Source organism: Corynebacterium sp. UMB6689 (assembly GCF_030215295.1).
Taxonomy (GTDB): domain Bacteria; phylum Actinomycetota; class Actinomycetes; order Mycobacteriales; family Mycobacteriaceae; genus Corynebacterium; species Corynebacterium aurimucosum.
Map to the genome: position 1 here is coordinate 60095 of NZ_JASOLS010000004.1, position 20331 is coordinate 80425.

21 protein-coding genes are annotated in these 20331 nt (G+C 61.0%); 19 read left to right on the forward strand and 2 right to left on the reverse strand.

What is annotated here, in order from left to right; all coding sequences use genetic code 11:
• The first annotated feature begins 32 nt into the window (after positions 1-32).
• The 3 genes from QP363_RS03235 (at position 33) to QP363_RS03245 (ending at position 2587) form a co-directional block, all read left to right on the forward strand.
• A complete protein-coding gene (locus QP363_RS03235; protein ID WP_284762744.1) occupies positions 33-344 on the forward strand; it encodes a hypothetical protein in 312 nt (103 codons plus the stop codon).
• Entirely contained in the window at positions 344-2011 is a 1668-nt protein-coding gene (locus QP363_RS03240) for a zinc metalloprotease (RefSeq protein WP_284762745.1), read from the forward strand. The genes QP363_RS03235 and QP363_RS03240 overlap by 1 nt, the downstream gene beginning before the upstream one ends.
• Before the next feature lie 357 nt (positions 2012-2368).
• Positions 2369-2587, forward strand: a complete 219-nt coding sequence (locus tag QP363_RS03245; protein ID WP_070730467.1) for a hypothetical protein — start codon at positions 2369-2371, stop codon at positions 2585-2587.
• Positions 2588-2657: 70 nt separating this feature from the next.
• Here QP363_RS03245 and QP363_RS03250 read toward each other — a convergent pair whose 3' ends face one another.
• Positions 2658-3479 carry a dienelactone hydrolase family protein gene (locus QP363_RS03250; protein WP_284762747.1) on the reverse strand — a complete coding sequence of 274 codons (822 nt, stop codon included), beginning with the start codon at positions 3477-3479 and terminating at the stop codon, positions 2658-2660.
• A gap of 217 nt (positions 3480-3696) precedes the next feature.
• Between QP363_RS03250 and QP363_RS03255 the strand changes: the two genes are divergently transcribed.
• The 15 genes from QP363_RS03255 to QP363_RS03325 all read left to right on the forward strand — a co-directional run bounded on the left by QP363_RS03255 (position 3697) and on the right by QP363_RS03325 (position 18737).
• Positions 3697-5658, forward strand: coding sequence for a PTS mannitol transporter subunit IICBA (locus QP363_RS03255; protein ID WP_210385992.1), 1962 nt, complete (start codon positions 3697-3699; stop codon positions 5656-5658).
• Positions 5658-6836 carry a mannitol-1-phosphate 5-dehydrogenase gene (locus tag QP363_RS03260; RefSeq protein WP_144656571.1) on the forward strand — a complete coding sequence of 393 codons (1179 nt, stop codon included), beginning with the start codon at positions 5658-5660 and terminating at the stop codon, positions 6834-6836. The genes QP363_RS03255 and QP363_RS03260 overlap by 1 nt, the downstream gene beginning before the upstream one ends.
• A gap of 11 nt (positions 6837-6847) precedes the next feature.
• Positions 6848-8719, forward strand: coding sequence for a glutamine--fructose-6-phosphate transaminase (isomerizing) (gene glmS, locus QP363_RS03265; RefSeq protein ID WP_216380184.1), 1872 nt, complete (start codon positions 6848-6850; stop codon positions 8717-8719).
• A 31-nt stretch (positions 8720-8750) separates the two neighbouring features.
• On the forward strand, positions 8751-9848 hold the full coding sequence (alr, locus tag QP363_RS03270; protein ID WP_284762748.1) for an alanine racemase: 1098 nt from the start codon (positions 8751-8753) through the stop codon (positions 9846-9848).
• Complete coding sequence (tsaE, locus tag QP363_RS03275) at positions 9838-10302, forward strand: tRNA (adenosine(37)-N6)-threonylcarbamoyltransferase complex ATPase subunit type 1 TsaE (RefSeq protein WP_070446525.1); 465 nt, start codon at positions 9838-9840, stop codon at positions 10300-10302. Before alr ends, tsaE begins: the two co-directional genes overlap by 11 nt.
• A 1-nt stretch (position 10303) precedes the next feature.
• Positions 10304-11896 (forward strand): aspartate:alanine exchanger family transporter, encoded by a 1593-nt coding sequence (locus QP363_RS03280; protein WP_070717530.1) that lies wholly within the window; start codon positions 10304-10306, stop codon positions 11894-11896.
• A gap of 71 nt (positions 11897-11967) precedes the next feature.
• On the forward strand, positions 11968-12537 hold the full coding sequence (locus QP363_RS03285) for a hypothetical protein (RefSeq protein WP_070717533.1): 570 nt from the start codon (positions 11968-11970) through the stop codon (positions 12535-12537).
• Positions 12537-13229, forward strand: coding sequence for a tRNA (adenosine(37)-N6)-threonylcarbamoyltransferase complex dimerization subunit type 1 TsaB (gene tsaB / locus QP363_RS03290; protein ID WP_284762750.1), 693 nt, complete (start codon positions 12537-12539; stop codon positions 13227-13229). The genes QP363_RS03285 and tsaB overlap by 1 nt, the downstream gene beginning before the upstream one ends.
• Positions 13226-13720: a ribosomal protein S18-alanine N-acetyltransferase gene (gene rimI, locus QP363_RS03295; RefSeq protein WP_284762752.1), complete on the forward strand. Its 495-nt coding sequence runs from the start codon at positions 13226-13228 to the stop codon at positions 13718-13720. Before tsaB ends, rimI begins: the two co-directional genes overlap by 4 nt.
• On the forward strand, positions 13714-14766 hold the full coding sequence (gene tsaD, locus QP363_RS03300) for a tRNA (adenosine(37)-N6)-threonylcarbamoyltransferase complex transferase subunit TsaD (protein WP_070644422.1): 1053 nt from the start codon (positions 13714-13716) through the stop codon (positions 14764-14766). Before rimI ends, tsaD begins: the two co-directional genes overlap by 7 nt.
• A gap of 167 nt (positions 14767-14933) precedes the next feature.
• Positions 14934-15362 carry a hypothetical protein gene (locus QP363_RS03305; protein WP_070644421.1) on the forward strand — a complete coding sequence of 143 codons (429 nt, stop codon included), beginning with the start codon at positions 14934-14936 and terminating at the stop codon, positions 15360-15362.
• 492 nt (positions 15363-15854) lie between these two features.
• Complete coding sequence (gene groES, locus QP363_RS03310; protein ID WP_167595557.1) at positions 15855-16154, forward strand: co-chaperone GroES; 300 nt, start codon at positions 15855-15857, stop codon at positions 16152-16154.
• Positions 16155-16172: 18 nt separating this feature from the next.
• On the forward strand, positions 16173-17789 hold the full coding sequence (gene groL / locus QP363_RS03315; RefSeq protein WP_070644420.1) for a chaperonin GroEL: 1617 nt from the start codon (positions 16173-16175) through the stop codon (positions 17787-17789).
• Between the two features lie 228 nt (positions 17790-18017).
• A complete protein-coding gene (locus QP363_RS03320) occupies positions 18018-18314 on the forward strand; it encodes a hypothetical protein (protein ID WP_284762754.1) in 297 nt (98 codons plus the stop codon).
• A gap of 240 nt (positions 18315-18554) precedes the next feature.
• On the forward strand, positions 18555-18737 hold the full coding sequence (locus QP363_RS03325; RefSeq protein ID WP_284762755.1) for a hypothetical protein: 183 nt from the start codon (positions 18555-18557) through the stop codon (positions 18735-18737).
• A 186-nt stretch (positions 18738-18923) separates the two neighbouring features.
• Here QP363_RS03325 and QP363_RS03330 read toward each other — a convergent pair whose 3' ends face one another.
• Positions 18924-19223, reverse strand: a complete 300-nt coding sequence (locus QP363_RS03330; protein ID WP_070446497.1) for a WhiB family transcriptional regulator — start codon at positions 19221-19223, stop codon at positions 18924-18926.
• Positions 19224-19618: 395 nt separating this feature from the next.
• Here QP363_RS03330 and QP363_RS03335 point away from each other — a divergent pair, with 395 nt between their 5' ends.
• Positions 19619-20236 carry a sigma-70 family RNA polymerase sigma factor gene (locus tag QP363_RS03335; RefSeq protein ID WP_070446495.1) on the forward strand — a complete coding sequence of 206 codons (618 nt, stop codon included), beginning with the start codon at positions 19619-19621 and terminating at the stop codon, positions 20234-20236.
• The last annotated feature ends 95 nt before the right edge of the window (positions 20237-20331 follow it).

A 20331-nucleotide genomic window follows, 5' to 3' on the forward strand; every position in this document is an offset into this window, starting at 1 on the left:
ACTGTTTGTTGTGGACGAGAAGGAGGGCGCATATGCCCGACGTATTTTTTGATGAGGATGAAGCCACGCGGCTTCTCGACGCCGTCGTGGACCAAACCCGTGCCCAAAGTGACGCGCACCGCGGGGATAGGCCGAACTTTCCCCAATCCTCCGCGGGGCGTGATTTCGGCGGGCACGGCGCACAGATTCAGACCCTGTTGAACCGGCTCCATGAACGCGGTGCGTGGCGGTTAGAGAATATATCGGCCACAGCGGATGCCGCGCGCGAACAACTGCGTGCTTTCGGGGACGTGGACCGCGGCCTCGCCGAGCAACTCGGTGACCAGGAAGCAGGGGTGAATTGATGTCCACGATGGTCAAGTCACTCTTGGGTGATTATTCACAAGCGGTGTCCCAGTTCCAGGCGGCAAGCCAAGGAGGCTATTCCGGGCCCAGCACGCCTATTGGCTTGTTGGGGGACATGGTGGGGTCGGTCGATGGGATTAACCCAGGCGACTTGGTTACGAACACTGCGTCGGCGATGGGTGCTCGCCGGCCAGGGCGCGGTGGTAACGGGTTGCGGGAATTCCTTCTCGGTACGGTTCTATCGCTGGCCGGGGGAGCGATCATGGATCATTTGCGCGGCGTGCAAGACGATTTCGAAAAGGAAAGGGACGAAGCCGATGATTTGGTGGAATCCGCGCAGCAGTGTTCGGATGCCATCGAAGACGTCGTTGATGTTTCTGATTCCGCGGTGGCAGAGCTTATCTCTGCTGTGATTCCACTGATTAACATCTTGACCATGCTGTTGCAGCGGCACCCTCTGGGAAAGGTCATCATCCCGGTGATATCGCGCATTGGTGGGGAGCTTATCGATCAGACGAATGACACCATCACGCAAACGTGCCGGGACCGCGATACCGCCATTGAGAATTGCTATGACGAGTTTGAACGGCGCTGCACCGAGGTGTGCGAGCGGGAGCTGCCGGAAACCCCGCCAGAGCCCGAATGCGGCTGTGAGGAGAAGCGGAAAGAGTGCCCGCAACCTGAGCCTGAACCTTGTGCACCGGCTCAGCCGTCACCAGCTCCGGCCCCGTCCACACCGTCTCAGCCCACACAGCCAGCCCAGCCTTCGGCGCCAGCCGCACCGCAGCAACCTGTAGAGCCGAAACCAGAAACACCGGTGGCACCACCAGAAAAGCCGGAGCCCACCCAGCCCGCCACGGTGCCTGAAAAAGACTGCCCACCGGTTGAAGAGAAGCCACAGCCTGCGCCGCCGACTGAGCCGAGCCATGTGCCGACTGAGCCCGCTTCAACGGCACCAGAAGAGGAGCACACACCGTGCCGCTGCACAGAAGAGAAAGCGGCACACACCTGTGACTGCGGTGAGCATCAGCGAGAACTAGGAACCACGAAGCCCGCTGATGCAGGAGTTGACGTTCCCATCGAGCCTGTGCCGCAGGAGGTGGTGGACTGCCCAGAGGACGAGGAGCCGGTGGCTGAGGAGGCCAAGTGTCCTGAAGAGTCGTTAGAAAGCGATGATTGCGAAGAGCCAGAGCAGCCACCCGGTGCGGAAGCAGGTGAGTGCAAGCCTGAAGAAGCCTGCTGTGGAAGCTTAGGCCTGCTTGGCGTGGGCGTTGCCATTCTGGGGCTGGGTCTGTTGGCTGAGGCAGCTATGGACTTCGTGGAGAATCTGCCGGAGCCGGAGCCCGTACCGGAGCCTGTACCCGAGCCAGAACCGCAGCCAGAGCCCGAACCCTGCCCACCGCCTGCACCAGAGCCTGCTCCTGACAACGGTGTTACGCCGCCGCCTCCGGAGCTGAACAACGTTCCTGAGCCAGAGGCACCGCCAGAGAAACTTGCGCACATGCAGGCAGCGGAGGCACCGGCGCCGCAGCCAGCCCCGGCGCCAGCACCTGCACCTGAGCCAGTACCAGGTCCGGCCGCTGGGGCTGAGGCCACGCCAGAAATGCCCCCGCAAGAAAGTTCAGAAACCTCCTCCGTACACGCACGAAAGGCAGGGCAGTGGTAATGCCGCACAATGATTTTGATGAGTTCGCGCGCGGATTCCGCGAGCGCACAGCCGCACGGCTGCTGGAATTTGAGAAAGCCATGGCTAAAGCACAGGACGAATTGGAAAAGTCTGCGCAGCGTGCCGCCCAAGCCCAATCGCCTACAGAGGCGCAGCGGCGGAACCCTGCTTCTAGGGGCGGAGCGCACAGCCAAAGCCAAAGGCAGGGGCGAGGCCGCCCGCGCGGCCAAGTGCAATCAGTGCTCAGGCGCGGGTGACACGGAAACCGGGAAACTCCTCAGTGCGCCAGCAGCCCCAGGTGTTACTGTGGCGTGAGTAGCCACTGCACGTATCAACCAAGGTTTGGGGGAAGACCACATGACAATTCCTTGGGTTTATGACGTCTTGTGGGGAGTTCTTCCCATGCTGTACCTCTTGGTGGCTTTTGTCGTGCTTGGCATTGAGATTAAATGCGACAGAGATATGGCCCACATAAAGCTGTGGACGGCCGCGCAGCTGCTTCTCCCAGGAATTGGCCTTATCGCCTGGCTTCTCCTTGAAGTTCCCCGCTTAAAAAGACTAAAGCAGGACGAATAAACGATCGTCCTGCTTTAGTCGGAGCACACGTGCGCCTTGCGGTGCTAGCTCGTCGAAACCTTTCCCGTCGCTAGAAACCCGCGTGCTTGGTGAGGTCCTCGCCGAGGAAGCTCTCGACGCCCTTGGCGGAGGCGTCGGCAGCCGCAAAGGCGTCATACTTGGACTCACCAGCCAGGGTGGACAGCAAGAAGCCGGTGACTAGGCCGCGGGCTGTCTCAACGGCGGATCCTTGGAAGAAGCCGGAACCAAGCGCCAACTTGAAGAATTTATCCTCGCTGAAACCGGACTGCGTGCCCTTAGCAACCTCACGGTAGGCCACCGGGCCGCCCCAGGCGTTGGCTAGCTTCGCGGGATTACCGGCGCGGAAGATATCATCCTGGCCTGCGCCGATAACGAGCCCGCGGGCCTTAACAGCGTGGGCGGCCTGAACTGCAGAGGGGGAAGTATCGGCGGGGTAGAGGGCAGCGACGGCGCGGACCTTTGGGTTATCCACGGCGGCCAAGGTGGCTACGCCGCCGCCCATGCCGTGCCCAAAGACACCTAGTTTGGAGGGGGACACCGAAATCTTTCCGGCACCCAACCGGACACCAGCGGCAATCTGCAACGCCGATTCGAGGTCGGCAGCCAAGTTGCGGTGCTTGGCAAAGACGCCTGTCTCCGTATCGGGAGCAACCACCACGATGCCCCAGCTGGCCAAGTGGCGCAGGGTGGCGTGGTAGTCCTTAACGCTTTTCGTCCAGTCGTGGGCAAATGCCACGGCAGGCAGACCTTTACCCTCAGCTGGGGTGTAGACCTTGCCCTCCAGCCCTGCATAGGACAGGTCCCCGACGAGAACGCGGTGCGGGCCGCGCTTAGACAACGTACCGAGATGCTTCTTCAAATTCGCAGACACGCTTTACAGAATAGAGCAAAGATCGCCCGCACAGGTGGAATGCGTCGCTGCTTAGGCGAATCAACGCGTCACAATGAGTCCCTATGCTTCGGGGAGCAGAAAGAAACAACTTTTAGGCTATGTGAAAAGCACTCAAGGTAATAGGATCAGAAACGAAACTCTTCAATTGTGCGCGGGCCTAGTGTGCGCGCACAGTCACAAGTAAAGGAAGATGCGCATGGCTGAGACGCAACAAAGCAAGGGTGGCGCACGAGTCGCTGTCCAAAAGTTCGGAACATTCCTTTCTTCGATGATCATGCCGAACATCGGTGCCTTCATTGCGTGGGGCATTTTGACTGCTCTCTTCATTCCGGACGGGTTCTTCCCGAATGAAAAGATCAACACAATGGTTGGCCCAATGGTGACCTACCTGTTGCCGATTCTCATCGCTTTCACCGGCGGCAAGCTTGTACACGGCGTGCGCGGAGGCGTTGTAGGCGCCATCGTCACGATGGGCGTCATTATGGGAACGTCAGCACCGGAGTGGATCGGTGAGGACGGTCATGCGTCGCCGATGTTCCTTGGAGCGATGATTTGTGGTCCTTTGGCTGCATGGCTTTTCAAGAAGCTTGAGTCACTGTGGGATGGCAAGGTTCGCCCAGGTTTTGAAATGCTCGTCAATAATTTCTCCCTGGGCATCTTCGGTTTCGCTGGGGCTATCGCCTCCATGTACCTCCTGACTCCAGTGATGAACCTGATCATGGATTTGGCAGGTCGAGCGGTTGAGTTCCTTATCACGCATAACCTGTTGTGGTTGACCTCCGCATTAATTGAACCCGCAAAGGTGTTCTTCCTGAACAATGCCATTAATCATGGCGTGCTCACTCCGCTTGCTACTGATCAAGCGTCCCAAGCCGGTAAATCTGTGCTGTACTTGCTGGAAGCAAACCCAGGCCCTGGCCTTGGTATCCTTCTTGCTTTTATGGTGTTTGGTGCTGGTTCTGCTCGCGCGACTGCCCCAGGCGCGGCATTGATTCACTTCTTCGGTGGTATCCACGAGATTTACTTCCCCTACGTCCTGATGCGCCCGCAGCTGCTTCTTGCTGTCATCGGCGGAGGCATGACAGGCGTTGCGATTAACACCATCATGGACGTTGGACTGCGTTCTCCGGCGGCACCGGGGTCCATTCTTGCCATCTACGGAACGGTTGCTTCTGATTCCTACCTAGGCGTGACTATCGCTGTGGTTGCATCGACTGCAGTATCGTTCGCTATCGCTGCTCCGATTCTGAAGTTCACCAAGGGCGAAGATGACCTCGACAAGGCCACGGCGGATATGGAAGCCATGAAGGGCAAGAAGTCGTCGGTTGCTGGTGCTTTGACGACGAAGTCCGCTGAAGATGCTCCAGAGATCCGGAATGTGGTCTTTGCGTGCGATGCCGGCATGGGTTCTTCTGCAATGGGCGCTTCGGTGCTTCGAAACAAGATCAAGGAAGCCGGTTTCGGCAATATCGTTACAGTAACCAACTCGGCGATCAATAATCTCAAAGATGATTATCAGTTGGTCGTAGTTCACCAAGACTTGGCAGAACGCGCCAAGCCGGCTACTCCTTCGGCAATCCACGTTGCCGTGGATAACTTCATGGCTTCACCTCGCTACGACGAAGTCGTGGACCTTATCCGCAAACAGCAATCGGGTACCACTGCCGCGGCAACTGAAGCTGAAATGGCGAGGGCAAGCGCATCGGAGTCGTCTGAGTCTGCCGGTGAAGAAGTTCTCAGCCTAGACACAATCGTGCTCGATGGACACGCATCCGACCGAGAAGACGCAATTAACCAAGCTGGCGCATTGCTCGTCTCTGCCGGTGCAGTTGATCGCGCCTATGTAGACGCGATGCATGAGCGGGAGAAGTCCGTGTCTACCTTTATGGGAAACGGCCTCGCTATCCCGCATGGAACCAATGAAGCTAAGGACTCCATTAAGAAGTCCGCTGTTTCCTTCATCCGCCTAGATGAGCCCGTAGACTGGGGCGGCAAGCCCGCTACCTTCATTGTTGGTATCGCTGGTGCTGACGGTTCTCACCTCAAGACACTCGCCAAAATTGCCAAGATTTTCGGCAAGGCTGACACGGTGGAGCAGTTGGAAAGCGCCGCGACGAAGGAAGAAATCCTCACTATTTTTGAGAAGGTGAACAAGTAATGACAACTAAGAAAGCACTGCATTTTGGAGCTGGCAACATTGGTCGAGGATTTGTCGGCGTCATCTTGCACGAGGCAGGTTACGAACTAGCCTTTGCGGATGTCGCGGCTCCCCTTATTGATTCTCTCAATGAGCTTGAGTCGTACACAGTGCATGAGGTCGGAAACGGTGCCCGCGAAGTACGCGTGACTAATTTCTCGGGAGTCAACTCCGCTGAGGACCTTGAAGGACTTTACTCAGAGGTCGTGGAGGCTGATCTCATCACGACTGCAGTCGGACCTACTGTTCTACAACTTATTGCACCTTCGATCGCTGAAGGCTTGAAACGTAGAGCAGAAGCAGGCAAAGACAAGGTTGCGGTCATGGCTTGTGAGAATGCGATCAACGCTACGGATGGGCTAAGCGCGGCCATTCGAGAGGCATACCCGGGCGTTGATGAGATTGCTTTTTTCCCCAACACAGCAGTTGACCGCATCGTGCCGAACCAAGAGCGTCGAACTGGCGCCGAGGCGCTCGACGTAGTTGTCGAAACCTACCATGAGTGGGCGGTGGAATCTGGGCCTTTTAAAACTGCAGGGATCGAAATCCCTGAGATTGCAGGAATCACTTGGGTGGATGACCTCGCACCCTACATCACTCGCAAGCTTTTCACTGTCAATACGGGACATGCTGCGACTGCCTACTTCGGAAAACAAGCAGGAATTTCTACTATTGCGGAAGCATTATCGCAGGAGGAAATCCAGCGAAAGGTCGCTGCGGTTCTGGCTGAAACCAAACAACTCATTGTTGAAAAGTTTGACTTTGACCCACAGGTTCAGCAGGACTACGTAGAGAAAATTCTGACACGATTCCAGAACCCTGAGCTTCCTGATACTACCGACCGCGTTGGACGTGCCCCGCTGCGTAAGATTTCGCGCAATGAACGTTTCATCGGCCCAGCAGCCGAACTAGCGGAACGCGGGCATGAGGTCACGGCTCTCGTCGAAGCGGTGTCGGCAGCATTGGAATTTGACGTACCTGAAGATCCCGAATCGGTGGAGTTGCGTAAGCGCTTGAAGCAAGTCGCAGATAACGAAGAGGCGACAAATAGCCTGGTTACTGAGCTGACCGGGATTGCTCCGGAACACCCTCTTTTTGCAGCTCTGTCCCAAATATTTGCATGTGAAGCGGTGAGGTAGGCTCAGTAAATATGTGTGGAATTGTTGGATATGTGGGTCCCGTTTCTGGAGACCATGATTATTACGCCCTAGACGTTGTGCTGGAGGGCCTGCGCCGACTGGAGTATCGCGGCTATGACTCAGCAGGCGTCGCAATGTACGCCGATGGTGAGATCGGCTGGCGCAAGAAGGCCGGAAAGGTCGCTGCGCTGGAAGCCGAAATCGCTGCGCGTCCACTGAAGGATTCCGTCCTGGGCATCGGCCACACCCGCTGGGCTACTCACGGTGGCCCGACCGATCTGAACGCCCACCCGCACGTGGTGGATGGCGGCAAGCTCGCCGTCGTGCACAACGGCATCATCGAGAACTTTGCTGAGCTTAAAAGCGAGCTGGAGGGCAAGGGACATAACTTCGTCTCCGAGACCGACACCGAGGTAGCCGCCACCCTTCTGGCAGATGTGTTCCACAACGAAGCCGGCGGTGACCTCACCAAGGCTATGCAGCTGACCGGCAAGCGTCTGGAAGGTGCGTTCACCCTCTTGGCTATTCACGCCGAGCAGGCGGATCGCATCGTGGCTGCACGCCGCGATTCGCCGCTGGTCATCGGCCTGGGTGAGGGGGAGAACTTCCTGGGTTCGGACGTCTCCGGCTTCATCGACTACACCAAGTCTGCCGTGGAGATGGACAATGACCAGGTCGTGACCATCACCGCGGATGACATCGAAATCACTGACTATGAGGGCAACCCCGCCCAGGGCAAGCCTTTCGAGATCAAGTGGGATGCCGCTGCTGCCGAAAAGGGTGGCTTCAACTCCTTCATGGAGAAGGAAATCCACGACCAGCCAGCAGCCGTGCGCGATACGTTGCTGGGCCGCCTCGACGAGACTGGCAACCTGATCCTTGATGAGATCCGCATCGAGGAGTCGGTGCTCAAGTCCATCGATAAGATCATTGTCATCGCCTGCGGCACCGCCGCTTATGCCGGACACGTCGCGCGCTACGCCATCGAGCACTGGTGCCGCATCCCGTGTGAGGTGGAGCTGGCTCACGAATTCCGCTACCGCGATCCGATCGTCAACGAAAAGACCCTGGTCGTGGCCCTGTCCCAGTCGGGCGAGACCATGGATACCCTCATGGCCGTGCGCCACGCCCGCCAGCAGGGCGCCAAGGTGATTGCCATCTGCAACACCCAGGGTTCCTCCATTCCGCGCGAGTCCGACGCCGCCCTCTACACCCACGCCGGCCCGGAGATCGCCGTGGCCTCCACCAAGGCCTTCCTGGCGCAGATCACCGCGACCTACCTGCTAGGCCTCTACCTGGCGCGCCTGCGCGGCAACATGTTCTCCGATGAGGTCAACTCGGTCCTCGAAGACCTGCGTGGCATGCCGGATAAGGTCCAGGCAATCATCGACAACGAGCAGCAGGTCTACGACCTAGCCAACGCTATGGAGAACGCCAAGTCGGTGCTTTTCCTAGGCCGCCACGTCGGCTTCCCTGTCGCGCTGGAGGGCGCGCTCAAGCTCAAGGAGATTGCCTACCTGCATGCGGAGGGCTTCGCCGCCGGTGAGCTCAAGCACGGCCCCATCGCGCTCATCGAGGAAGGGCAGCCGGTCTTCGTCATCGTGCCTTCCCCGCGTGGCCGCGATTCCCTGCATGCCAAGGTTGTCTCCAATATCCAGGAGATCCGCGCCCGTGGTGCTATCACCATCGTCATCGCGGAAGAGGGCGACGAGGCAGTCGAGGCCTACGCCAACCACATCATCCGCATCCCGCAGGCGCCGACGCTGATGCAGCCGCTGCTGGCTACCGTTCCGCTGCAGATTTTCGCCTGCGGTGTAGCCACCGCCAAGGGCTATGACGTGGACCAGCCGCGCAATCTGGCGAAGTCCGTGACCGTCGAATAGCGCTGAGCCCTCAAGTGGCACAATGGTGGGTATGTTAAAAACCACCGTTGACCTCAACGCTATTGCCCACAATGTTGCTCGCGTGAAGGAGGCGGTGGCCCCGGCCCGCCTCATGTGCGTGGTCAAGGCGGATGCCTATGGCCACGGCATCGAGCGCTGCGCACCGGTCATGGCGAAGGCTGGGGCAGACGCCTTCGGGGTGGCCACCTTGGCCGAGGCTGTCGCACTGCGGAAGGTCATTGACACCCTCCCCATCGCTGCTTGGCTGTGGGAGCCAACAGAGGACATCGCCCCGGCCCTCGCCGCTGGTATCCAGATCGGCATCCCTTCGCTGGCGCACGCCCAAGCACTCATTGCTGCTGAGACTCCCACCGAAGTCTTCGTGATGGTGGAAACGGGGATGCACCGATCGGGCGTCGACAAGCATGCGTGGGAGGAGACCTTCCGCCTGCTTGCCGACGCCCCCCACATCACCGTCCTAGGCCTCATGTCCCACTTCGCCTGCGCTGATGAGCCGGCGCACCCGCACAATGATCATCAGGAATCTGAGTTCCGCCAGGCCCTAACGCTTGCCCGTGAGGTGGGGCTGGAGTGCCCGCTGAACCACCTGGCTAACTCGCCCGCGGCCTTGACTCGCCCCTCGGCGCGTTGTGAACAGGTGCGCGTCGGTGTGGCCCTGTATGGGCTCGAACCGGTCGCCGGGCGCGACCATGGGCTGGAACCCGCCATGACGTGGGAGGCTTCCGTCGTCGCAGTGAAGCCGATTTCGGCGGGGGAGTCCACGTGTTATGGCCTGACCTGGACCGCGGATAGCGACCGCGAGCTCGCCACCGTCAGCGTGGGCTATGCCGATGGCCTACCGCGCGCCTTTCAGGGGGCGCTGCAGGTAGGCATTGGCGGCGAGCTCTACCCGCAGGTGGGGCGGGTCTGCATGGACCAGATCGTCGTCGACCTCGGCGCGAACCCTCACGGCGTGCGCGCCGGAGACACTGCCGTTATCTTCGGGCGCGGCGGTATGAGCGCTACAGAATTAGCCGAGACAGCCGGGACCATCAACTATGAAGTGGTGTGCCGCCCCACCGGGCGCACCGAGCGTACATACCGCGAAGGAGCTAGCGATGCGCAGTGATTTTCCACACGAAGGACGCCGTGAGGCCGCCACGCCAGAGGATGCCCAGGCATTTGGTGAAGAGCTAGGCGCGGCGCTGGAAGCAGGAGACCTAGTTATCCTCGACGGCCCCTTAGGCGCCGGGAAAACCACCTTTACGCAGGGCATTGCCCGCGGGATGCAGGTGAAGGGGCGGGTGACCTCACCGACCTTCGTCATCGCCCGCGAGCACCCTTCCCGCGTGGGCGGGCCGACGTTGGTGCACGTGGATGCCTACCGCCTGCTCGATCATTCGGATGATCCGTTGGGGGAGCTCGACAGTCTAGACTTGGACACCGAAATAGAGGACGCCGTGGTCGTTGCCGAGTGGGGTGGGGGCTTCATGGAGCGCCTGTCTGATGCGTACCTCGCTATCACAATTAACCGCGACTCGGACGATGATGTCCGCGTATTTACATGGAAATGGGTGAATTAACGTGCTGGCTTTTCTTGCTGAACAGCCCTTGCTGACGCTCTTTCTCATCATGGCGGTGGGACTGGCCGTGGGCAAGATCAATGTCTTCGGCATCTCGCTCGGCGCCGCGGCTGCGATGTTCGTGGCCTTGGGCTTGTCCGCAGCGAACCCGGACATCGTGGTCCCGGCGTTCGTGTACCAATTTGGCCTGGCCATCTTCGTTTACGTCATCGGCCTGAACTTCGGCCGTAGCTTCTTCGAAGATTTCCGCCGGCGCGGCTGGAAGATGTCCATGGTGGTCATCGTCTTCTTCTTCATTCTGGCGGGGCTGACAACCCTGGCGATGCGCCTCTTTGATCTGGACCCCGCAATCAGCGTGGGTACCCTTGCAGGTTCGCTGAGCTCGACGCCGGGTATGGCAGCGGTCGTCGAGGCTTTGGGCGGTGACAGTACCCCGGTGGTGGGCTATTCCTTGGCCTACCCAGGCTGCATCATCGGAACCATCCTGGTGGCCGCCATCGGTGCGAAAGTCCTGCGTGTGAACCACGTTGAGGACGCCCGCGCCGAGGGCATGATTGCGGAGCCACTGGAGTGGCGGGCGGTGCGCCTGACCCGCGACTTTGACGCAACGGTAGGTCAGCTGCAGGAGGTGACTGGCGAGCGCGTCATCGCTACCCGCCACGTCAACAATCCCCACAACCACAACCTGGCCTACCCGGAGCTGCCGCTGCGCGCCGGCATGGAGCTTTTGCTCAACGGCACGGCCCCAGCGCTGGATAGCGCGATTTCCCAATTGGGTGAGGAGATCCACCTCAACCTCCACGAGGAAGATGGCCTGGTCTACCGCCGCCTGACCGTGTCCAGCCCACGTGTTGCGGGCTATCAGCTCAAGGACTTGGACACTGTGAAGGAAGGCTTCCTCATCGCGCGCGTGCGCCGCGGTGACTCGGACGTTGTACCGAACGAGGAAACCGTCCTGCATTACTCGGACCGCGTGCGCGTTATCACCGCGCCGGGCAGGCTTGACGACGTCCGCCGTTTCCTCGGCGACTCCGAAGCCAAACTCGGCAACGTTGATCTCTTCCCCTTTGCCCTCGGTCTCTTCATTGGTCTGCTCTTCGGCGCTATCCCGATTCCGTTGCCGGGTGGCACGACGCTCTCCTTCGGCTTCGGTGGCGGCCCCATCGTCGTCGGCCTCATCCTGGGCGCGCTGGGCCGCTCGGGCCCGATTAACTGGCAGCTTCCTTTCCACGCCAAGCAGACAATCTCCACGCTGGGCTTGACCTTGTTCTTGGCGGGCGTGGGTACGTCGGCAGGCGGCCAGTTCCGTGATGCGCTGTCGGATCCGACCTCCCTGAAGTACATCGGTGTGGGCATGGTGCTGTCGCTGGTCTCCGCCATCGGCATCGTCGCGGTATCCATGCTGGTGCTGCGCCTGAAGTTTGATGAGTCGATGGGCATCGCCGCGGGTATGACCACGAACCCGGCGATCATGGCCTACCTCAACCCCCAGACCGGTACTCAGCTGGCAGAGCGCGGCTATGCCACCGTGTATCCCACGACGATGATCGGCAAGATTCTCATGTGCCAGGTCTTGGCCTTGATTATTGTTTGATAGTCGTCGCGTAGGATATCCCCGTACTGTTTATTCCCGCTATCCCCGCGTGAGGAGCTAACACCACCTTTATGAACAAGCTTGGTCAATTCATCACCACTGTCGTTATCGGCGGCTTCGCCGTATTCCTTGCCGCGCTCATCGTGCTGCCGATGGTCCGGACGGCGGACGCGGAGTCGAAGGAGCCCTCAACCGTTGCTCAGTCCCTGAGCGCCTACCCGAAGAATCTGGACTTCGCTATGTTCATCCCGCAGGATGTGTACGGCCCAGAGTGGAGTGCGGCCGCAGCCGTCTGCCCGGGTATCACCGAAGAGCAGCTCAAGGAGCGCGGAGTGGAGACGGGAAACCTGAATATCGACTTCGTCGATGGGGCTGTGCCTGATGACGTGAACTACATGCTGCTGGTCTCGCAGTACAACGAATTCAAGGCGGAGAAGCTGCCGCGCGCGAAGGTGGACCTCTGTGATGGTTTCCTGCAGCAGCTGAAGACACCGGAAGCTGCTAGCCAGAATATCCCGCCGCTGTTGCCGTTCCAGCAGGGACAGCCGCTGCAGTTTATGCGCGATACCCCGGAATACGTGGAGAAATTGGGGAAGAACAACCCTGACTACGTTGAGACCGACTGGCACCTCGCAGGCTAATGAAGGTTCTCGCACTCGATACCGCCACCACGGATCTGGTCACGGGCATCGTTGATACCGACACCGGGGAGAGCATCGACCGTGTTATCAGCGGTACGCGCGCCCACAACGAGCAGCTCATCCCTACTATCGAAGAGCTGCTTGCCGACGCCTCCCTGACCTACCCAGATCTCTCCGTCATCGTCGTGGGCATGGGGCCCGGGCCGTTTACCGGTCTGCGCGTAGGCATGGCTACCGCTTCCGCCCTGGGAGTGGCCCTTGATCTGCCGGTCCATGGTGTGTGCACTCTGGACGCCATCGCGCACGGCCGCGCGGGGGAGTGGTTGGTGGCCATCGACGCCCGCCGCAAAGAGGTCTACTGGGCCACCTTTGCCGATGGGGAGCGTCGCAGCGGCCCAAACGTATCGAAGCCGGAAACCCTTGATCTGAGCGCCGCCGGACTCGCGAGCCCGGAAAGCGTGCGCCTAGTGTTCCCCGAGTCTATTGCCCCGCGTTTGCCGGAGGGCATCGCTGACCTTCCCCGTGAGTGGGCTACCCCGCGCGCAGCGGGTTTGGTTGCCTGCGCCGATCTGTCCGCTGAACCTGAGCCGCTTGTCCCGCTCTACCTTCGCCGTCCCGATGCCGTGGAACCACAGGCCAAGCCGCGCTCGGCTGCCTTGGTCGGCGGCATCGAGGAGATACCGGCATCATGAGGCTGCGGCCATTAGCGTCCGCGGACGCACCGCGCTGTGCCGAGTTAGAGAAGGTCCTTTTCCCCGGCGAAAGCCCATGGCCGGCGCGAGCCTTCGAGCAGGAAATCGCGGCGGGCCACACCACGTACTGGGCGGTTGACGCAAGCGTCAACCGCGTGGGCCACAACGACAACCACTCGGAAGTTCTCGGCTACGCCGGCGTGGGCCGCATGGGCCCCGCTGCTTGGCCGGAGTACGAAATCCGCACCATCGGCGTCGACCCCGCGGCCCAACGGCAGGGCATCGCGCGGCTGATGATGGACGCCATCGTCGAACGTGCAGATTCCCACGACGCGCCCATCTTCCTCGAAGTGCGCGTAGGCAACGATCCGGCCATCCGCCTCTACGAGGCCTATGATTTTGTCATCAACGGCCTGCGCCGCAATTACTATCAACCCTCCGGTGCGGACGCCCACACCATGTATCGACCACGAAAGAGTGAAAGATGTTAATCCTCGGCATCGAGTCCTCCTGCGACGAAACCGGCGTGGGCATCATCGAGCTGTCTGATAACGGCCACATGGAGATCCGCGCCGACGTCGTCGCCTCCTCCATGGAGCAGCACGCGCGCTTCGGCGGCGTGGTTCCGGAGATTGCCTCCCGCGCCCACCTCGAGGCCATGCCACAGGTGATGAAGGCGGCGTTGGAGGAAGCGGGCGTCGAGAAGCCAGATGCGGTGGCCGCCACCGTGGGCCCGGGCCTAGCCGGCGCGCTCCTCGTCGGAGCGTCGGCAGCCAAGGCTTTTGCTTCCGCGTGGGGCGTGCCCTTCTACGGCGTCAACCACCTCGGCGGTCACGTCGCGGTGGCGAACCTGGAGGGCGAGGAGCTGCCGCATTCGGTGGCACTGCTCGTCTCCGGCGGCCACACGCAGCTGCTCGAGGTGGAAGCCGTGGGCAAACCCATGAAGGAGTTGGGCACCACGCTTGACGACGCCGCCGGCGAAGCCTACGACAAAGTCTCCCGTCTGCTGGGCTTGGGGTATCCGGGAGGGCCGATCATCGATAAGCTGGCTGCCCAAGGAAAGCCCACCATCGACCTGCCGCGGGGTTTGTCCAAGGCTGAGGACCTGCGCGGGCCCAACCGCCACAATTTCTCTTTCTCAGGGCTCAAGACTGCGGTGGCGCGCCACGTGGAAAAGGCCGAGCGAGAAGGCTCGACTGTTCAGGTTGAGGATCTCTGCGCCTCCTTCCAGGAAGCGGTGGCAGATGTGCTGACTGCCAAAGCTGTGCGCGCCTGCCAGGACACAGGCGCCAAGGTGCTGCTGCTCGGCGGCGGAGTAGCAGCGAATTCGCGGCTGCGCGCACTGGCGGCAAAGCGCTGCGAGTCTGCGGGCATTGAGTTGCGTGTGCCGCGCTTCAAGCTATGCACCGACAACGGCGTGATGATTGCGGCGGTGGCCGCCCAGCTCATTCACGAAGGCGCCGAGCCTTCCGGCCTGGCATGCGGGACGGATACGCAGCTTGAGGTGGAAGTCCCCCTCGTCGCCGCCGCGCGCTAGCAGATTCGTACCGCGCTCTGTGTCGTCGAGATTGAGGACGCCGGTCACGGCCGCGCTCTAGCGGAGGCGTACTTGGGGGTGCGCTCTAGCGGATGCGCAACCCCCAGGGTGCCGGTAGTGTGATGACCGATAATCGTCCGGCTCACACATAAGGAGCTCACACCGTTATGACCACTGGATTCCTCGTTAACCCTGATCTGTCCCGCCGCATCATCGAGTTTGAGCTCGAACAGGCAAATCAATTCCTCGGTGGTACCACCGAGGATCGCGTTTCCGTGGCCTTCCAGGATGATGGCCAGACCTACGCGGCGTTGTTTAACCCGAACGCGAAGGCTGACGACGCCGACCCGAACCCGGTGGCCTCCTTAGCCCGCAACGCTGCGGCTACCGGCAACTCCGCTTTCCTGCAGGACCCAATCCGCTCCATCTGCGGACCGGTCATCTTTGTCGCTGCCGACGGTGACGATAAGAACATCGACGAAGTCGTCGAAGCCGTGGAGCACGGCATCCGCGCGGTGAAGAACTACCGCGAGGACAACCCGGAGGAGTACAACCTCTGGCGCGCGGCCGTCATCAACTCTGATAGGCAGGTCTAGATCTGACAGGCAGCCCCTAAACCCGCAGGCTGCCTCAATCCTGCAGGACGCCCCTAAACCCGCAGGCTGGCTTAGATTCGGCAAGAAGACTGTGCGCGCGCTCGCGCACCCGTCAAGTACTCAAGGACGCGACGGCCCGAATGGGCCCGAGCGTCTTTTGTAGTTTTGGATCTCACAAGATTCCAGGCAGCGGCGGGAATCGTGATAACTCTCGCGCGCGTGAGAGCATCATCCTGGCGGGGCGCCGCGGTAGGCGGCGTGGTGGGAAGACCGGCCTGCTTGCAGGAGACATTTCTCGTGCTTGAAGTGGCGTTCGCGGAGGGCGAACGGGTTAGCGGCCCACAACGTTGAGGGCTAGCAGTCGCGCGGGTAGAGTGCTAGGCAGGTTGTTTTGACCCACAGTTGTTCACCCGCGACGACGGCTGTGCTGGGCTACCCACAACCGGCACACGCACGTCCACGTGGACGTGCACTAGGAACACTTTGGAGGAAATCATCATGGCAAACATCAAGCCGCTGGAGGACAAGGTCCTCGTCCAGATCGTTGAAGCTGAGACCACCACCGCGTCCGGTCTGGTTATCCCGGACTCCGCGAAGGAGAAGCCGCAGGAGGCCACCGTCGTAGCCGTCGGCCCGGGCCGCACCAACGACAAGGGCGAGGTTGTCCCGGTCGGCGTTAACGAGGGTGACACCGTCATCTTCTCCAAGTACGGCGGCACCGAGCTGAAGTACGACGGCCAGGAGTACCTCCTGCTGTCCGCTCGCGACCTGCTCGCTGTCATCGAGAAGTAAAAGTAGGCGATTAACCCTATGCCAAAGCTGATTGCATTTGACCAGGAGGCCCGCGAGGGCATCCAGCGCGGTGTAGACACGCTGGCCGACGCCGTCAAGGTCACCCTCGGCCCCCGCGGCCGCAACGTCGTGCTGTCTAAGGCTTTTGGTGGCCCGACCGTCACGAATGACGGCGTCACCATCGCCCGCGACATTGATCTCGACGATCCTTTTGAGAACCTCGGCGCCCAGCTGGTGAAGTCCGTGGCCGTCAAGACCAACGACATCGCCGGTGACGGTACCACCACCGCGACCTTGCTGGCCCAGGCACTCGTCTTCGAGGGCCTGCGCAACGTTGCCGCCGGTGCTAACCCGGTGGAGCTCAACAAGGGCATCGAGGCGGCCGCTGAAAAGGTCGTCGAGGAGCTCAAGAAGCGCGCCACCCCGGTGAACTCCTCCGCGGAAATCTCCCAGGTTGCTACCGTGTCCTCCCGCGATGCGGAGGTCGGCGAGATGGTTGCCGGCGCGATGGACAAGGTGGGCAAGGACGGCGTCGTGACCGTCGAGGAGTCCCAAACCATCGAGTCCACCGTGGACGTGACCGAGGGCATTTCCTTCGACAAGGGCTACCTCTCCCCGTACTTTGCGACGGAGGAGGAGACCTACAACGCCGTGCTTGACGACGCCGCAATTCTCCTCGTCCGCAACAAGATCTCCTCCCTGCCGGACTTCCTGCCGCTGCTGGAGAAGATCGCGGAGTCCTCGCGCCCGACGCTGATCATCGCTGAGGACATCGAGGGCGAGCCGCTGCAGGCGCTCGTCGTGAACTCCATCCGTAAGGTCCTCAAGGTCGCCGCCGTGAAGTCGCCGTACTTCGGCGAGCGCCGCAAGGGCTTCATGGATGACCTGGCTGTTGTCACCGGCGCGACCGTCGTCGACCCGGAGGTTGGTATCAACCTTAAGGAGGTCGGCCCAGAGGTTCTCGGTTCTGCACGTCGCGTCACCGTGTCTAAGGAGGACACCGTGATTGTGGATGGTGCAGGTACTGCTGAGGCCGTCGAGGAGCGCCGCGAGCAGATCCGGCGCGAGATCGAGCGCACCGATTCCACCTGGGATAAGGAGAAGCTCGAGGAGCGCCTGGCCAAGCTGTCTGGCGGTGTTGCCGTCATCCGCGTTGGTGCCGCTACCGAGACCGAGGTCAATGAGCGCAAGCTGCGCGTCGAGGATGCCATCAACGCCGCCCGCGCGGCCGTTGAAGAAGGCGTTATCGCCGGCGGCGGCTCCGCACTGGTTCAGATCTCCCAGGAGCTCAAGGCCTTTGCCGAGGGCTTCGAGGGCGAGGCCAAGATTGGCGTGCAGGCTGTGGCCCGTGCGCTGACCCGCCCGGCCTACTGGATCGCTGAGAACGCCGGCCTGGATGGTTCCGTCGTCGTCGCCCGCGTTGCCGAGCAGGCCAACGGTGAAGGCTTCAACGCCGCCACCCTGGAGTACGGCAACCTGCTGGAGCAGGGCATCATCGACCCGGTAAAGGTCACCCACTCCGCCGTGGTTAACGCCGCCTCCGTGGCCCGCATGGTGCTCACCACCGAGGCTTCCGTCGTGGAGAAGCCCGCCGAGGAAGAGCCGGCTCAGGCTGGACACGCGCACGCGCACTAAACGTGCACGCGGGAAACCTACGTTTCCCGCATAGCCACAAGGATTCCCGCGTAGCCACAAGGGTTCCCGCATAGTCACAAGGGTTCCCGCGTAGCCATAAGGAATTCCCGCAGGGAGCGGTGGCTCCCCGCGTGGCCATAAGGAAGGCCCGCCGCCCGCATCCATCGCGGGGAGGCGGGCCTTTGCCGTGGGGCGGGAATCTCCGCCCCGTTATGAGACTGTGGAGCCGTGGAACAAGAATTCATCACCGCCACCGACATCACCGGGCACCTGCGCGTGCTTTTCTCCCGCCTGGCAGAACCCCGCGCGGGCGGGCCCGCAACTTATTCCTTCAACGTTCCTTCCGCCTTCGGTCAGGGCGCTATCGAGGTCAATGGAGCCAAGGAAGTTCGTCGCTTCGAGCGCACCGGCGGCATGTGCCCGCGGTGTGAGGGCAGGGGCGAGGTGGGGGGGACGTCGACAAGCGCCAGCTCGTCGATGAGTCCCTGTCCCTCAACGACGGCGCCATCATGTACCCCGGCATGAAGGTGGACTCGTGGATGTGGCGCGCCTACGCCGAGCCCGGGTTGTATCCGGCCGACGTGCCGGGCCAGGGCTTTACCGAGGAACAAAAGTGCAACCTGTATGAGACCAAGGTCGGCGGCGTCAACATGAGTTACATGGGGCTGGTCACGCGGGAACGTGTTGAGCGTCCCTACAGAAGCATATGCGTGCCTTTGTCGAGCGCGCAGTGGTCTTTGTGGACTGCCCAGCCAGGGTACGTGCTTGGCGCAGCACGAGCGGGAGTCCTACCTCAACGGCGTCTCCATCGCGGAGGTCTGCGATATGGAGCTTGCCGACGCCGCCGCATGGCTCCGTACCATCAACTCACCCCTTGCCGTGGCCCCGTTGCGCTGGTTGGCGACAGCCCTGGATTTGGGGCTGGGCTACCTGACGTTGGGGCAGTAGCTCTCGATGCTCTCCGGCGGCGAGGTCGTGGCGGCCTGCCCGCCGTGCGAGTTCCTCGACAAGGACACGTTGCCCGCCCACTACCTAGCGCAGGTGCTGTAGAACTGGCAGCTTCTACCGGCCGCCAGTTGCCGGCTGCTGGATATCAGCGCAGCCTGCTTAACGCCATGGCTGGGGGAGGGCGGACTAGGCGCCGACGGTCGCGTGGGTGCGGCGCGAGCGCAAGGCAACGACGCGCTCGGATTCGCTCATGCCGCCCCACACGCCATAGGGCTCGCCGGATGCGAGGGCGTGTTCGCGGCACAATTCGATGACTGGGCAGGTGTGGCAAATAGCCTTGGCGCGGTTTTCGCGCTGGGCGCGGGCGCGACCGCGCTCGCCGTCTGGGTGGTAGAACACGTCAGAGTTTTCCCCACGGCAAGCGCCGTGTAGCTGCCAATCCCAGAAGTCCGTATTGGGCCCGGGGAGCAGGAAAGGCTGAGACACGTTCGATTCTCCTTATTCGTCAAAGATAGAGTTTCCAAGCGCGAGGCGTGCTGTAAGCGCGACTCAACACGGGAGATGGTCCCGTGAGTGCTAGGGCGAAGTAAGACGAGATAGAAGTGTGTCTTCCCTTGGTAAACGGCGCGTTAAGCATTGCTGACATGCAGGTGTAACGAGCCGAAATTCCTCACGTTTACCCAGTATGACCTGCATTTAAGGTTAAGATGAACGATGAATGAACTTTTTTATCACAGCTCAAAAGCCGGGGAATGGACCCGTCGTTTCGGGTTTCGCCAAATGGTTATGACATGATGTTCATGCAGAATATGTAGTAATGAATTAAACGAATTCATTCAGAAAAGACTTTAGGCAGAAGAGCACAAAGCAGAAGAGCAAGGATGGCAGTGGCTACACATGCTACAGGCGCAGGCGGCTCCTCCACAGCGGCGAAGCGCGACAGCGATAAGGAACTAGCGGACCTCGTTCCGCTAGCCGTCGACGGTAGCCGCCGTGCCCTGCAGCGCATCATGCGCATCATTCACCCGCAGGTCCTGCGCTATTGCCGCGCACGCATTGGCGGTCACCGCCAGCCCACGGCGGAGGATGTGGCACAAGAGATCTGCTTGGCGGTGGCGACGTCGATTGGCACGTACAAGGACAAGGGCCGCCCGTTTATGGCCTATGTGTATGGCATCGCTGCCCACAAGGTGACCGACGCTCACCGGGCCCTCAGCCGCGACCACACCCACCCGACGGAAGACCTTCCGGAAGACGCCGCTCAGGACGCTACCCCCGAAGAATCCGCCCTTGAAGTAGACGGTAGTAACAGAGTGCGGGCAATGCTCGATACGTTAAGTGACAAGGCCCGGGACATTATCATCTTGCGTGTGTTCGTGGGGCTGTCGGCAGAGGAGACTGCGGAAATTGTGGAGTCTACCCCTGGCGCAGTCCGCGTGGCGCAACATCGTGCACTTGCGCAATTGCGCAAATCCCTCGATTCGCACGAGACGTCGTGAACCAGCAGCGTGAACCAGTAGTTGGGCTAGCCCAGAGCTAGCAGTGAGCCATCGGTACTTGGCACCGACAAATTAAAATTTTACTAATAAGGAAG